This window comes from Acinetobacter sp. YH12231, assembly GCF_013417755.1.
Lineage (GTDB): Bacteria > Pseudomonadota > Gammaproteobacteria > Pseudomonadales > Moraxellaceae > Acinetobacter > Acinetobacter amyesii.
Genome location: NZ_VPDJ01000001.1, coordinates 40,157 through 55,093 on the forward strand (window position 1 = coordinate 40,157; position 14,937 = coordinate 55,093).

Genomic DNA, 14,937 nt, shown 5'->3' on the forward strand with positions numbered 1-14,937 from the left:
GCGGATAAAACAGCCCCTATTCAGGAGGGTGACAAATCAGTTGTCACTGTTTTGTCATCGAATCGCTTTAAGTTGCTATGCAGCTTAAAGCGTCCTGTTTTAAACAACAAAATTTAGGAATGCTAGAAATCATGGCTCGTCAAACCCCAATTTCTCGTTATCGTAACATTGGTATCTCTGCGCACATTGATGCTGGTAAAACTACCACTTCAGAACGTATTTTGTTCTACACAGGTGAGAGTCACAAACTTGGTGAAACTCACGAAGGTTCTGCAACTACAGACTGGATGGAACAAGAGCAAGAACGTGGTATTACTATTACCTCAGCGGCAGTAACATGCTTCTGGAAAGGGATGGGTAACCAATTCGAACAGCACCGTATTAACGTAATTGATACCCCAGGACACGTAGACTTCACTATTGAAGTTGAACGTTCTATGCGTGTTCTTGACGGTGCATGCATGGTTTACTGTGCTGTAGGTGGTGTACAACCTCAGTCTGAAACTGTATGGCGTCAAGCAAATAAATATAAAGTTCCACGTATTGCATTCGTGAACAAAATGGACCGTACTGGTGCGAACTTCTTCCGTGCTGTTGAACAAGTTAAAACACGTCTTGGTGGTAATCCAGTGCCAATCGTTGTTCCAATCGGTGCAGAAGAAAACTTCCAGGGTGTTGTTGACCTAATCGAAATGAAAGCGATTATCTGGGACGAAGCGTCTCAAGGTATGAAGTTTGAATATGGCGAAATCCCTGCTGAATTAGTTGAACTAGCTAACGAATGGCGTACTAACATGGTTGAAGCTGCTGCGGAAGCATCAGAAGAACTCATGGACAAGTACCTTGAAGAAGGTGAGTTAACTAAAGAAGAAATCGTTTCAGGTTTACGTGCACGTACATTGTTGAATGAAATTCAACCAATGCTATGTGGTTCAGCGTTCAAAAACAAAGGTGTTCAACGTATGTTGGATGCTGTAATTGAATTCTTACCTGCGCCGACTGATGTCGAGGCGATTAAAGGTATCCTTGACGACAAAGACGAAACTGAAGGTTCTCGTGAAGCGTCTGACGATGCTCCGTTCTCTGCGCTTGCGTTCAAAATCATGAACGACAAATTTGTAGGTAACTTAACATTCGTACGTGTTTACTCTGGTGTGCTTAAAGCAGGTAGCCCTTGCTATAACCCAGTTAAAATGAAGCGCGAACGTGTTGGCCGTATCGTACAGATGCACGCAAATGACCGTCACGATATTGAAGAAATTCGTGCGGGTGATATCGCAGCATGTGTAGGTCTTAAAGATACTACGACTGGTGATACATTATGTGATGAAAACAATGTAATTACACTAGAGCGTATGGAATTCCCAGAGCCAGTAATTGCGCTTGCGGTTGAGCCTAAAACTAAAGCTGACCAAGAAAAAATGTCTGTTGCTTTAGGTCGTTTGGCGAAAGAAGACCCTTCATTCCGCGTACGTACTGACGAAGAATCTGGTCAAACAATTATTGCTGGTATGGGTGAGCTTCACCTTGACATTATTGTTGACCGTATGAAGCGTGAATTCAACGTTGAAGCGAACATTGGTAAACCAATGGTAGCTTACCGTGAAACGATCAAAAAATCAGTTGAACAAGAAGGTAAGTTCGTACGTCAAACTGGTGGTAAAGGTAAGTTTGGTCACGTATACGTACGTTTAGAACCACTTGCTGAAGATGCTGGCAAAGATTACGAGTTCGCTGAAGAAGTTGTAGGTGGTGTAGTACCTAAAGAATTCTTCGGTGCGGTTGACAAAGGTATCCAAGAACGTATGAAGAATGGTGTCCTAGCTGGTTATCCAGTTGTTGGCATCAAAGCGACATTGTTCGATGGTTCTTACCATGACGTCGACTCTGACGAATTATCGTTCAAAATGGCTGGTTCTTACGCATTCCGTGACGGTTTCATGAAAGCAGATCCTATCTTGCTTGAACCTATCATGAAAGTTGAAGTAGAAACTCCAGAAGACTACATGGGCGATATCATGGGTGACTTAAACCGTCGTCGTGGTCTTGTTCAAGGTATGGACGATTTACCTGGTGGTACTAAAGCTATCCGTGCAGAAGTTCCACTTTCTGAGATGTTTGGTTACGCAACTCATATGCGTTCTATGTCTCAAGGTCGTGCAACTTATTCTATGGAATTCGCTAAATACGCTGAAACACCACGTAACGTGGCTGAAGGCATCATCGCTAAGTTCCAATCTGGCGGTAAAAAAGGTGACGACGAGTAATCTTTCGATTACTATAAGCCCAAACTAATTCATAGTTAAAAACCAAATGCTCATGCAGTATCCCTGCATGAGTAGTTTAAAAAGGAAGATCTCATGGCTAAGGCTAAGTTCGAACGTAATAAGCCACACGTTAACGTGGGTACAATTGGTCACGTCGACCACGGTAAAACTACTTTAACAGCTGCAATTGCAACTGTATGTGCAAAAAAATTCGGTGGTGAAGCGAAAGATTACGCTGCAATCGACTCTGCACCAGAAGAAAAAGCACGTGGTATTACAATTAATACTTCACACGTAGAATACGATTCTCCAATCCGTCACTACGCTCACGTAGACTGCCCAGGTCACGCCGATTATGTTAAAAACATGATTACTGGTGCTGCGCAAATGGATGGTGCGATCCTTGTATGTGCTGCGACTGATGGTCCAATGCCACAAACTCGTGAACACATCCTTCTTTCTCGTCAGGTAGGTGTACCTTACATCGTTGTATTCCTAAACAAATGCGACCTTGTTGACGACGAAGAGCTTCTTGAATTAGTAGAAATGGAAGTTCGTGAACTTCTTTCTACTTATGACTTCCCAGGCGACGACACTCCAGTAATCCGTGGTTCTGCTCTTGCAGCGCTTAATGGTGAAGCTGGTCAATACGGCGAAGATGCTGTAGTTGCTCTTGTTGAAGCTCTTGACTCTTACATCCCAGAACCAGAACGTGCTATCGACCAAGCATTCCTTATGCCAATCGAAGACGTATTCTCAATTTCAGGTCGTGGTACAGTAGTAACTGGCCGTGTTGAAACTGGTATCGTGAAAGTAGGCGAAGAAGTTGAAATCGTTGGTATTAAAGATACAGTTAAAACAACTGTAACTGGCGTAGAAATGTTCCGTAAACTTCTTGACGAAGGTCGTGCGGGCGAGAACTGTGGTGTTCTTCTACGTGGTACTAAACGTGAAGACGTTCAACGTGGTCAAGTACTTGCTAAACCAGGTACAATCAAACCGCATACTAAATTCGACGCAGAAGTATACGTACTTTCTAAAGACGAAGGTGGCCGTCATACTCCATTCCTTAACGGTTACCGTCCACAGTTCTACTTCCGTACAACTGACGTAACTGGTGCGATCGCGCTTAAAGAAGGCGTTGAAATGGTTATGCCTGGTGACAACGTAGAAATGTCAGTAGAATTAATCCACCCAATCGCAATGGACGCTGGCTTACGCTTTGCGATCCGTGAAGGTGGCCGTACAGTTGGTGCTGGTGTAGTTTCTAAAGTAACTGCATAATCACTAAATGTGTGTAAAAAAGCGCCTCTTTGAGGCGCTTTTTTTTATGTTTATTCAATGTGATAGGGAAATTGTCTGACAATATTTTTTAAAGCTGTCCTTTAGTGATAATTCACTGTCCTTAACTGAAATAATTACGCGTCAATAAAACCGTAATATGAACTCAAGAAAACCAATAAAAGTTTGAGTATTTCATAACTCAAAAAGGAGTTAGGCATGAACGCTAAAGTAAAGATTACTAATCGAGCAGGTGCAAGTTTCCCTGTACGCCGCATGAATTTTGATTTTGATGCGGTACCAGAGTACTGGATGAACGGCTCAGCTGGTTTGACACATTTTATGACCGCATTATCTGCTTTATTTCCCGCGGGTGAAATGTTCTTTATTGATAGTGTGCGTGCAGTACGTAAACATCCCGCGATCGCAAATAATGAAGCCCTACAAAAAGAAATTAGTGCTTTCATTGGTCAGGAAGCCATGCATACGCAAGAGCATGAAGGTTTCAATGCCTCTGCACAAAAATACGGTCATGATGTCGAAACGCTTGATAAGGCAACGGGTCGAGTTATCCAAGGTGTGCGAAAAGTTTTTGCACGTATTGGTAAACCTGTTGGTATCACTCAAGAAATGGTAGATCTTACCGCAACTACGGCACTTGAGCATTTCACTGCAACCATCGCTTCACAGTTATTGGTTAACCCACATATTCAAGCTTTAATGACAGATGAAACCATGAAAAATATGTGGTTGTGGCATGCGATTGAAGAAAATGAACATAAAGCCGTGGCTTATGATGTTTTTGAAGGTGTCTTTGGTCAGGGAATTAAGGCCTACGCACTCCGAACAGGCTCATTGATTGGCGCAATGGTGACTTTATTCTTCGTACAAAGCTACTTTGTTGCTCGTTTATTAAAAGAAGATAACAAGCTTAATTTTGAAGCATTAAAAGATATTTATACCTATGGTTATAGCCCTTCAAAAGGCATCATCACTGGTATGGGTAAAGAAATGCTGATGTATTTTAAACCAGGTTTTCACCCGAATGATTTAGATACTTCAGGTTTGTTAAAAACGTGGAAAGCATATTTGGGTCTCTAATCACAGCGCTGTGGTGACTTTTTGAGAAGGGCGATGTAAATCGCTCTTTTTTTTATTCAACTTTAGAAGCAAACTTTTTATAATGCGCATACCCTAGCTATAGAAAGATAAACGAAGATGATTCGTTTGATGCAAGACGCTGATGTACAGCAGGTTTACGATATCGAGCGCCGCGTACAAAGCCATCCTTGGACCTTAAAACAATTTCAAGAATCGATTGCTGCCTATCAAAGTACGGTGATTGAGCGACAAGGAAAAGTTGTAGGTTTTTGCATTTTACAACCCGTTTTAGATGAAGCAAATTTATTGTTAATGGCGATCGATCCGAGCCAGCAAGGCAAAGGATTAGGTTTTCAATTACTCGATGAATCTATTGCCTTACTCAAAAATAACCCCATTCAAATCTTCTTAGAAGTGCGAGAAGGTAATCAACCAGCGATCCGTTTATATGAAAAAGCGGATTTTCATCAAATCGATTTGCGAAAGAATTATTATCCAAATGCCGATGGAACTCGTGAGCACGCCATTATTATGGTGAAGGCTTGTATTGATGATTTTGCAGCTTTATTTAAATAAAAGCGGTGAAGCGTCATCAGATTTAAAGAAAGCATTCGTGAATAAACGAATGCTTTTTTATTGAAGATCTTTTGTTTGATCCCTTTTATTTAATAATAGGATTATTCCAACCTGAAGGTAAGGTGGTCATCAGGGAATCCCCCAGTTGGCTAATTTCTTCTTGGGTCAGTGGTCGATTGAGTCGACGCCATTGTCCATCAAGCAGAAGTTCCAGTGGAATGTACTGAGATTTATAATTCATTTTTTGCGAATCTGGCACCCAATAGCCCAAGTAGACATATTGCAATCCAAGCTTTTGTGCATGCTCGATTTGTTTCAGAATGGCAAAAGTCCCTAGTGAGCGACGGCTTTCATCAGGATCAAAAAAGGTATATACCGCTGAAATACCATCATCGAGTGGATCACAGGTAGATACACTGATTAGTTGCTCATCCAACCATAGCTCTAAAAAGAAACTGTCAGTGCAGCTATTAATTAAAAATTTTTCAAATTGATCTTGGCTAGGTGGGTACATATCACCATCAGCATGCCGTTCATTGATATAGCGTTCGTACAGGGCATAATGCTTTGCATCGGCATCTTGAGGACGGCTAATTTTCACCGTTAAATCTTGATTCCGTTTCCACGCTTTTTTTTGCACGCTGTTCATTTGAAATTCATGAACAGGAACGCGAGAGGACAAACATTGGCGACAAAGATGACATTCAGGGCGGTAGACAAAATCCCCACTACGACGAAAACCCATGCGGGAAAGTTCAGATAACGTGACCACATCAATACGATGGACAGGATCAAGAAAGACCATCCGAGCAGATTTATTTTCTAAGTAGCTACAATCATGCGGAGGCGTGATGTAGTACTGTAATTCGTTCAACAGGGACTTCGGTTGATAGGAATTCATCGTAATATCCCTCTTTTATTGTCATGCGCTGAGACTTGCCCATTGCGCTATTGTTTTACTTGAAAATACACTGTCCTGATACTTTTTCCAATCGATAGAGGGTTGTTTAACAACATCTTGTAACGAATTAAGGTATTGTTGGCGAGAAAGTGTACTCGCACCTAAGCTTAAGAGGTGATCGTTGACCAATTGGCAATCAATCCATGGCAACTGATTCTCTTGCCCGATGAGCATTAAGGTGTAAAACGCCATTTTAGAGACATCTGTTCGTGTACTAAACATAGACTCGCCAAAGCAGCCATGGCCAATATTGACGCCATAGAGTCCTCCGACAACGGTCTCATTTTCCCAAACTTCAATGCTATAAGCATAGCCTGCTTCAAACAGCGCAGAATATCCCTGAATAATATCTTCTGAAATCCATGTTTCATTGGCATAACTACGTGGCAATGAACATGAGCGAATCATAGTTTCAAACGCATGATTAATGGTGATCTTATAGTCCATTTTTTTCATGCTGCGTAATAACGATTTGCTTGGATGATAGTCCTGCGGTCGAATAATGCAGCGGGGTTCAGGACACCACCAGCAAATCGGATCACCTTCACTAAACCACGGGAAAAGACCATGGCTATAGGCTTCAAACAATGTAGAAGGAGAGAGGTCAGCACCGATGCAAATTAAGCCTTCACCATCAGGATCGCATTCAGCTGGATCGGGGAAAGTAAATTCAGAAGGAGGGAGTATCGGCATGCCAAGCTTCTTATTGAGTTACACGGATTTTTATCATACATAAAAAAGCCGACCATCAGGTCGGCTAATTTTTAAAACTGTTTAGCTAAGCAAATGACTTAAGCAAAAGATTATTCACCGAGTGCATCAAGGTATTTTTCAGCATCGAGTGCAGCCATACAGCCTGAACCTGCAGAAGTAATGGCTTGACGGTAAATGCTGTCGGCAATATCACCCGCAGCAAATACACCCGGAATAGACGTTTGTGTTGCATTACCCGCAGTTCCGCTTTGAACTTGGATGTAGCCATCACGTAGGTTCAATTGACCATCAAAAATACCGCTGTTTGGTTTGTGACCAATCGCCACAAACATTCCAGTGACATCAACATTTTGAGTTGAATCATCTAGCGTAGATTTAATACGTACAGAAGTCACACCGGTGTTATCGCCAATGACTTCATCCACTTGGTGATTCCAAATAATACTGATTTTACCTTCTTTTTCTTTTGCAAAAAGATGATCTTGAAGGATTTTCTCTGAACGTAAAGTGTCACGACGGTGTACAAGAGTGACATGAGAAGCAATGTTTGAAAGATACAGCGCTTCTTCCACAGCAGTATTACCACCGCCGACAACCATGACTTTTTGATTTTTATAAAAGAAGCCATCACATGTTGCACATGCGCTTACGCCTTGACCCATGAAAGCAGCTTCTGATTCAAGACCTAAATATTGTGCAGTTGCACCTGTACAAATAATCAATGCATCACAAGTAAACTCTTCCATATCGCCTTTAAGCACGAACGGACGAACATTGAGGTCCACTTCGTTGATATGGTCATACACAATTTCTGTACCAAAACGTTCAGCATGAGCTTGCATTTGTTCCATTAGGGCAGGGCCTGTTAAACCTTCTGCACCACCTGGCCAGTTGTCTACTTCTGTCGTTGTAGTCAATTGACCGCCTAATTGAATACCTGCGATGAGTGTCGGTTTCAGGTTCGCACGGGCAGCGTATACCGCAGCGCTATAACCTGCAGGACCAGAACCTAAAATAATTAGACGTGAGTGACGAGCGCTCATCCGTAGAATCCTTTTTTTATATGATAATTTGTGGAATTATACGTCAAAGTTTGAAACGATTGTGTGAGATTAAAGTCGATATTATTGATCATCGAAATCGTTTTGAGCTATATAGAATAAAGTTAACAACTATACTTAAATTATCTTGCATCTTTTTTATTGAACAGGTGCATAATAACAGGTTTAGATTCAGCCCATTTTTGTTGTGGGTAATGACAAAAACATTCATGAAGAATTGGTTACAGGAACGTATATGACAGCGGTGTCGGGTGCATATGCACAGCGCTTAATAATGACTTTATTCCTTGTTTCATTTGGGATATATCTGTTCCTTGCAACAGTCACATATACGCCATTTGATCCGGGATGGATGCATTTATCCAGTGATACTCAGCAAGTTTCAAATGCCAGCGGCGTCGCAGGTGCATGGATCGCTGATTTACTCTATGGATTTTTAGGTTGGGCAAGTCTGCTGATACCTGTCTATTTATTTCTCGAAGCAATTCAAGTGTGGTGGCCACGTAGTTTTTTAAACCGTCCATTTCGTTATGCCGCTCAGTTCTTTATTTTACTGGCAACTTCAAGTTTACTTTTCCTATTTTGGAATGTCCCTGAAGATACTTTAGAAAATGCATCGGGCGGGATTATTGGTTATGAACTGGGTCAAAGTCTTGAACAAATTTTAACGGTCTATGGTGCAGCAATATTTCTTATTGCATTTTGGATCATGTTGTTCACTTTGGCCTTTGGCATCAAGTGGAATAAGACATGGGCAACCATGAAATCGACACCAGCTTATCTGCAAGATTTGTTCTATCGCAATGTGCCTGAAGGCGACACCGCATTTGACCGTACAGTACCAACGACTAAAAAAGAGAGTGCTGCTGCGCATGCATCAAAAGTGGTTGCACCAGTTACACCCGCCCATGAGCATCATGCCGTAGAGGTTGACCCTGTAGTACGCGATCGTGTTGCTGAGCGTTTATTTGATGATATTGCTGATAAAGAATGGGCAGAAAAAGAAGGCAATGTACAGCATTTATCTACGGTAGATTCGATGGAGACTGCTACACCATCCGATGATGATTTTGAACATACTTTGGCGAAAGTGCGTCAGTTTGAGCAAGATCAACAACGTGTTGTTGCGACAGGAGAGGTTTGGCGTGCCTTGCATTCAAATGATGACCAAAGGCATAAACAAGATATTGATGCTTTACTCAAAGCTGCGGAAGAAGAGCAGCCTGCCAATCAAACTGAATATTTCAACAAAACAGCAGATGTGCATTCGAATTCTCCGACAGAAGCGGTGCAACCTGCTAAAAAATCAGTGGATTGGGATGATGATGAAATCTTCGATGAGCTGTTAGCGGCTGTCCCGAATAGTAAAACAGCGACGGATGTGCATAGCCCATTTAATACAGCGCAAAATGAAAGTCCAACAACGCATTCAAATGAATTTGCTACAGGTGCTGCTGCCACAGTTGCAGGTTTAGGTGTAGCTGCTGCACAGATTACACCGCTGACCACACCGAAAAATATCAGTGCTGAAACCGAATTTAATGATCTTGATGATTTGCTGGTTGAAGAAGCAGAGCGAGCGATAGAACAGGCGCAGCCGGTTCGTACAACCAGTAGTTACGCGCAATCTACGCCTTTGGTTCGTGCTGAAATCAATACGCAGCCGCAGACTTTTGTATCTGATGATGAAAAAGCCTTAATCAGCTCGAATAAAGATGCTTTCCGTGAAGTGTGGCAAGAAACGGCGGGCAAACCTGAAGACATCGATTTAGATCTCGAAGATGATTTTGACTTTGATGCTCCTTTAACCGATGCCTCTGGTCGTCCAATGTCACGTGCGATGCAAGTGGCACAAAAACGCTTGGATTTACCGACTTTGCCGGGCTTGGAAATCTTAGATCCGGTTGATCCGAACAAGAAAGTCAATTTCACTGCAGAGCAATTGTCTCGCTTGTCTGAACTTTTAGAAATTAAACTGCAAGAGTTTAATGTCAAAGCCAAAGTTGTAGAGGCACAGCCGGGACCAGTCGTAACACGTTTTGAACTTGATTTAGCACCTGGTGTGAAAGCGTCGAAAGTGACCAATATTTCACGTGACTTGGCACGTTCGATGTCTATGGCCTCTGTACGTGTGGTGGAAGTCATTCCGGGTAAACCGTATATCGGGATTGAAGTCCCAAATAGTTCACGTGAAATGGTTCGTCTTATTGAGCTGTTAGAAACTCCTGCTTACCGTGATCCAAATGCCTTACTTAGTATGGCGATGGGTAAAGATATTTCAGGTAATCCTGTCTTGGCCGATTTGGCGAAAGCGCCGCATATGTTGGTGGCAGGTACTACGGGTTCTGGTAAGTCAGTCGCAGTCAATGCCATGTTGTTGTCGATGTTGTTGAAATACACACCTGAGCAACTGCGTCTCATTATGATTGACCCGAAACAGTTGGAACTTGCCAACTATAACGATATTCCACATTTGTTAACGCCTGTTGTAACTGACATGAAAGATGCGGTGAGTGCATTGAACTGGTGTGTGAATGAAATGGAGCGTCGTTATAAGCTGATGTCTTTGATGAAAGTACGTAAGCTGACTGACTTTAACCGCAAAATTGAAGAAGCAATGGCTAATGGTGAAGATCTCATTGATCCAACTTGGAAGCCAGATGACTCAGCAACGCAAAGTCGTGCGCCACGTTTACAGCCTATGCCGTTGATCGTAATTGTTGCCGACGAATTTGCCGACATGATCATGCAAGTGGGTAAAAAAGCTGAAGAAATGATTACCCGTCTTGCACAAAAATCACGTGCAGCAGGGATTCATTTGCTGTTGGCGACTCAGCGTCCAACCGTAGATGTAGTGACAGGTTTGATCAAAGCCAATATTCCAACGCGTGCTGCGCTACGTGTGAACAGTAAACTGGATTCACGTACTATCTTAGACGCTGGTGGTGCGGAAGACTTACTGGGCCATGGTGATATGTTATTCCTCGGACCGGGGAAAATTGAACCTGAACGGGTACATGGCGCGTTTATTTCAGACGATGAAGTGAACCGTATTTGTGATGCATGGCGTGAGCGCGGTGAACCGAATTATGTCGATGAAATCCTCACGCCTTATGATGAAGAGCCGACATCTCGCGGTTTTGAAGATGGTGATGGTGGATCAGACCGTGATGCGCTGTATGATCAATGTGTTAGTTTCGTTTTGGAAACACGTAAAGCATCGACCTCATCTTTACAGCGTAAATTCAGTCTCGGCTATAACCGTGCAGCACGGATTATTGATCAGATGGAAGAAAATGGCATCGTCAGTGGGATGGGGCCAAATGGCAAACGAGATATCTTGGTCTAAGTCCTAAAACAAAAAACCTGCTTCGGCAGGTTTTTTTTTATTTTTAGATTGAGAACTCATCTTGGTAGAACATGGACTGGGCCAATTCGATAAAGGCTTTGCAGGCAGGGCTCATGAGTTTTTGATTTTTTACGGCGAGTCCAATTTGCCGTTGGGTATTTGGAAAGAGTGGACGTTTGACCACATGTGGATGCAATGCCAACAGCTCAGCAGGCATCGCCATATCTGCAACGATAGCAATCCCTTCCTGTAAATTCACCATATTTAAAATGGTTAACAGTTGCGACATTTGATAGGTGATTTTAGGTTGTATGTGGTGTTGTTTAAGCAGTTTTTCGACATGGGACTGGCTGCCCGCACGGGTCATAATAAAGGGGTAATTTTGCAGGTCTTGGATATTTAAATGACTGTGTTTGGAAACTGAATAACTATCTGGAATCAAGGCAATGAAAATGTCTTGAATTAACGGGAAGGTGAACAGCTGCGGCTTAGGGAGTACGGCAAAACCCACATCAATCTGACGTTCAGAAATCCAACGAGACACTTCTGCATCGGTACCTTCTTCGACATAGATCTCAATGTGCGGATAGCGCTCTCTATATGCCTTTAATAGCTCTGGAAGCAGATGAATCGAACTAGAAGAACCAAAAGAGCCAATTCTCAACGTTCCTTGTTGAATACCATGTGCGGCATGCACTTCTTGTTGCATGATTTGTGCCGTATTGATGATTTCTTTGGCATGCAGTAATAACTGCTGACCAATATGAGTCAGGCTAATTTCGCCTTGTTCACGGCTAAATAAGCTGACATTCCAATGTTGCTCTAAACACTTTAGGGTATGAGAGACAGCTGACTGAGTAATTCCCAGCTGTCGAGCAGCGAGAGTAAAGCTTTGTTGTTCTGCGACTTTAATAAAAATTTCAAGCTGAGAAAATGTCATTGCCATGAGTAATTACTCATTTTGTTATGAGTCTAGATGAGGATTATATTGTGCTACATAAATGGTTAAAGATGAAATAGCTACTTTATTTCAAGGCGTACAGCATGAATATCGTCGTCGCATTGTTTCCCCTCGTTGCATTAATCGCGATGGGCTATGTGCTTAAATACACACAGTTTGTTCAGGATGAATTTTGGGCAAATTCAGAAAAACTTAATTACTACGTTTTATTTCCTGTGCTGCTATTTTTGAATGTATCAGCCGTGCAATTGGATATGAACACTGTTTCACGAATGTTGACAGTACTGGTTGCGGGCACCTGTTTGATCAGCATCGTGTTGTGGGGGATCAAGCAGTTTATGCATATCCCCGTGCAGCGTTTTGGCGTGTATATCCAAAGTCATATTCGTTTTAATACCTATATTGGCTTGTCATTAATGGGGGCGCTGTTTGGCTCAGAAGGCATGCAAATGTTTGCGATGTTGATTGCTGTGGCTGTTCCTTTGGTGAATATCATTTCTGTCCTGTCTTTTTCCAATATCAGCGTTAAACAGCTTGGACAAACCTGTATTTCTATCGCGAAAAATCCGCTCATTCTAGGTTGTGTAGTCGGTGTTCTATTTAATTTATCAGGTCTCACCTTATTTAATGGTTTACCCGAGCTGCTAAAAATATTGGCGGCAATGAGTTTACCTTTGGGTTTATTGTCTGTGGGAGCGGCATTACAGTTTCAGCAAATGCGCGCCGATCTACGTCGTTTAAGTTTAAATACGATAGGGCGTCTCATGTTAATGCCATGTATTGCTTATCTATTGAGTACATGGATGGGTTTGACTGATTTTGAGCGGATGATTTTAGTGGTCTTTTTTGCTTTGCCGACGGCATCATCGTCTTATATTTTGACACGCTATTATCGGGGCGATTCACAACTGATGGCGGCGATTATTAGTGTACAAACCATTGGTTTTGGCTTGATGTTTCCATTGCTCATGTTGATCGTGCATTGATCATGATGATATTCAATAACGCCGATTTTAAATCTGATAAAAAAAGCCCGCATCATGCGGGCTTTTTTTTGGTACTCGAAATTAAGCAAATTTTGCCAATACTTCGAGGAAACCTGCGCTTTGACGTGGGTATTGAGCAATTACGTCATGAATACGCTGACCTTCAGGATTAGTTGCGTTCACATCACGGCCATCGGCAACGAATTGAGTCAAAAGACGCTCATAGTCATTTGGACGCATATGTTTGAAAGCATGGTAAAGCACGTGAAAGTCGCCATTCACTCCTTCAGGAGGAAGCTGAGTAAGGTAGGCAAATACACGCTCATCTGACCATTCTTCGTTGAACGTTGCTGGCTGAGATAATGCCATCGCAATCTCCTTGCTGGTTTAAAAATACAAAAAGGCAAAATATGAGAGACTAGATGAGTAAAGCACGGCTTTACCTAGTCGCAAGACTTGAAGCTGTACTTCAAGTGGGCGGAATATAGCTAAAATCCTATTTCTGCCACTCTCACATTTTGCCTTGATTCAATTTACTTGGCTAATCAGAATTCAGATTAACGTTCTTCAGGCAAATTGATATTCATTTCAAGCATTTCAATATTCGCTTCAGAACGAACAGACATTTGAATATGTTGCTCATCTACACCACGAACATAGCGGTTTACCACTTGCATGATTTCTTTTTTCATCATGTCGATCTTGTCTTGGCTGAGGCGTTTACCTAGACCATTTTCAGATGCCACGATGACTTTTAAACGATCTTTTGCCGTTTGTGCGCTTGACGGTTTCTCGTCGCTGCTAAAAAGTTTGCTCCAGAATCCTGCCATGATTACGCTCCAAATAGACGTGCTAACCAACCCTTAGGTTTTACCGTAATATGACGGTAAGGGCGTTCTTCACCAAGGAAACGTGCAACAAGGTCATCATACGCTTGGCCAGCCGCTTCTTCTGTAAACAGAATCACTGGTTTACCTTCGTTTGATGCTTGTAGAACGCTTTTACATTCAGGAATAACACCTAAAGTCGGTACGCGTAAAATATCTTTTGAAATGTCATCAATCGTCAACATCTCTTGCTTATCCGCACGTTCTGGATTGAAACGTGTAATACATAGATGCTTACGGATACGACCTTCGTTTTGTTCTACTTTTTTGGTTTTGCTGTCAAGCATACCAATAATACGGTCAGAGTCACGTACCGAAGAAATTTCTGGGTTCGTTACAATGATCGCTTCATCAGCATGATACATTGCTAAAATTGCACCACGTTCGATACCCGCAGGTGAATCACAAATAATGTAATCGAACTCTTGAGAAAGTTCGTCCATTACACGTGCTACACCTTCATCTGTTAACGCGTCTTTATCACGTGTTTGAGATGCTGGTAAAATGTAGAGATTTTCAATATCTTTATCGCGAATAAGCGCTTGTTGTAATCGAGCTTCGTTATTCAATACGTTTACAAAGTCATATACAACGCGGCGTTCACAGCCCATGATCAAGTCTAGGTTACGTAAACCCACATCAAAGTCGATCACAACAGTTTTGTGGCCGCGAAGGGCTAAACCTGTTGCAAAAGATGCGCTTGTAGTTGTTTTACCTACGCCACCTTTACCTGATGTTACGACAACAATTTTCGCCACCGAATCCACTCCTGTTATGGTTTAAATCCCCTTTT

Annotated in this window: 13 protein-coding genes; 6 read left to right on the plus strand and 7 right to left on the minus strand. The window is 42.2% G+C overall.

Annotation, left to right across the window (positions count from 1 at the left end; translation table 11 throughout):
• The first annotated feature begins 131 nt into the window (after positions 1-131).
• The 4 genes from fusA to rimI all read left to right on the plus strand — a co-directional run bounded on the left by fusA (position 132) and on the right by rimI (position 5,225).
• The gene (gene fusA / locus FTV11_RS00215) at positions 132-2,267 is read left to right on the plus strand and encodes an elongation factor G (protein ID WP_180004228.1); all 2,136 of its coding nucleotides are present in this window, start codon (positions 132-134) and stop codon (positions 2,265-2,267) included.
• A 93-nt stretch (positions 2,268-2,360) separates the two neighbouring features.
• Entirely contained in the window at positions 2,361-3,551 is a 1,191-nt protein-coding gene (gene tuf, locus FTV11_RS00220) for an elongation factor Tu (protein WP_180002848.1), read from the plus strand.
• Positions 3,552-3,767: 216 nt separating this feature from the next.
• Positions 3,768-4,649, plus strand: a complete 882-nt coding sequence (locus FTV11_RS00225) for a metal-dependent hydrolase (RefSeq protein WP_078193116.1) — start codon at positions 3,768-3,770, stop codon at positions 4,647-4,649.
• A gap of 117 nt (positions 4,650-4,766) precedes the next feature.
• On the plus strand, positions 4,767-5,225 hold the full coding sequence (rimI, locus tag FTV11_RS00230; RefSeq protein ID WP_180004229.1) for a ribosomal protein S18-alanine N-acetyltransferase: 459 nt from the start codon (positions 4,767-4,769) through the stop codon (positions 5,223-5,225).
• 85 nt (positions 5,226-5,310) lie between these two features.
• Here the strand turns inward: rimI and FTV11_RS00235 are convergent, their stop codons facing one another.
• From FTV11_RS00235 to trxB, 3 genes are all read right to left on the minus strand, one after another.
• Positions 5,311-6,126, minus strand: coding sequence for an arginyltransferase (locus tag FTV11_RS00235; RefSeq protein ID WP_078190044.1), 816 nt, complete (start codon positions 6,124-6,126; stop codon positions 5,311-5,313).
• A gap of 21 nt (positions 6,127-6,147) precedes the next feature.
• A complete protein-coding gene (gene aat / locus FTV11_RS00240; RefSeq protein WP_180026551.1) occupies positions 6,148-6,879 on the minus strand; it encodes a leucyl/phenylalanyl-tRNA--protein transferase in 732 nt (243 codons plus the stop codon).
• Between the two features lie 110 nt (positions 6,880-6,989).
• The gene (trxB, locus tag FTV11_RS00245; RefSeq protein WP_180026552.1) at positions 6,990-7,943 is read right to left on the minus strand and encodes a thioredoxin-disulfide reductase; all 954 of its coding nucleotides are present in this window, start codon (positions 7,941-7,943) and stop codon (positions 6,990-6,992) included.
• 253 nt (positions 7,944-8,196) lie between these two features.
• On the opposite strand from trxB, the gene FTV11_RS00250 reads away from it, so the two are divergent.
• The gene (locus tag FTV11_RS00250) at positions 8,197-11,310 is read left to right on the plus strand and encodes a DNA translocase FtsK 4TM domain-containing protein (RefSeq protein ID WP_180073193.1); all 3,114 of its coding nucleotides are present in this window, start codon (positions 8,197-8,199) and stop codon (positions 11,308-11,310) included.
• A 43-nt stretch (positions 11,311-11,353) separates the two neighbouring features.
• Here the strand turns inward: FTV11_RS00250 and FTV11_RS00255 are convergent, their stop codons facing one another.
• Positions 11,354-12,250, minus strand: a complete 897-nt coding sequence (locus FTV11_RS00255; protein ID WP_180063915.1) for a LysR family transcriptional regulator — start codon at positions 12,248-12,250, stop codon at positions 11,354-11,356.
• Between the two features lie 104 nt (positions 12,251-12,354).
• Between FTV11_RS00255 and FTV11_RS00260 the strand changes: the two genes are divergently transcribed.
• Positions 12,355-13,257 carry an AEC family transporter gene (locus FTV11_RS00260; protein ID WP_180026554.1) on the plus strand — a complete coding sequence of 301 codons (903 nt, stop codon included), beginning with the start codon at positions 12,355-12,357 and terminating at the stop codon, positions 13,255-13,257.
• Positions 13,258-13,338: 81 nt separating this feature from the next.
• Here FTV11_RS00260 and FTV11_RS00265 read toward each other — a convergent pair whose 3' ends face one another.
• The 3 genes from FTV11_RS00265 to minD form a co-directional block, all read right to left on the minus strand.
• Positions 13,339-13,626, minus strand: coding sequence for a PA4642 family protein (locus FTV11_RS00265; RefSeq protein ID WP_067766167.1), 288 nt, complete (start codon positions 13,624-13,626; stop codon positions 13,339-13,341).
• Positions 13,627-13,814: 188 nt separating this feature from the next.
• On the minus strand, positions 13,815-14,087 hold the full coding sequence (gene minE, locus FTV11_RS00270) for a cell division topological specificity factor MinE (RefSeq protein ID WP_078190039.1): 273 nt from the start codon (positions 14,085-14,087) through the stop codon (positions 13,815-13,817).
• Positions 14,088-14,089: 2 nt separating this feature from the next.
• Entirely contained in the window at positions 14,090-14,902 is an 813-nt protein-coding gene (gene minD / locus FTV11_RS00275; RefSeq protein ID WP_067670152.1) for a septum site-determining protein MinD, read from the minus strand.
• Positions 14,903-14,937: the final 35 nt, after the last annotated feature.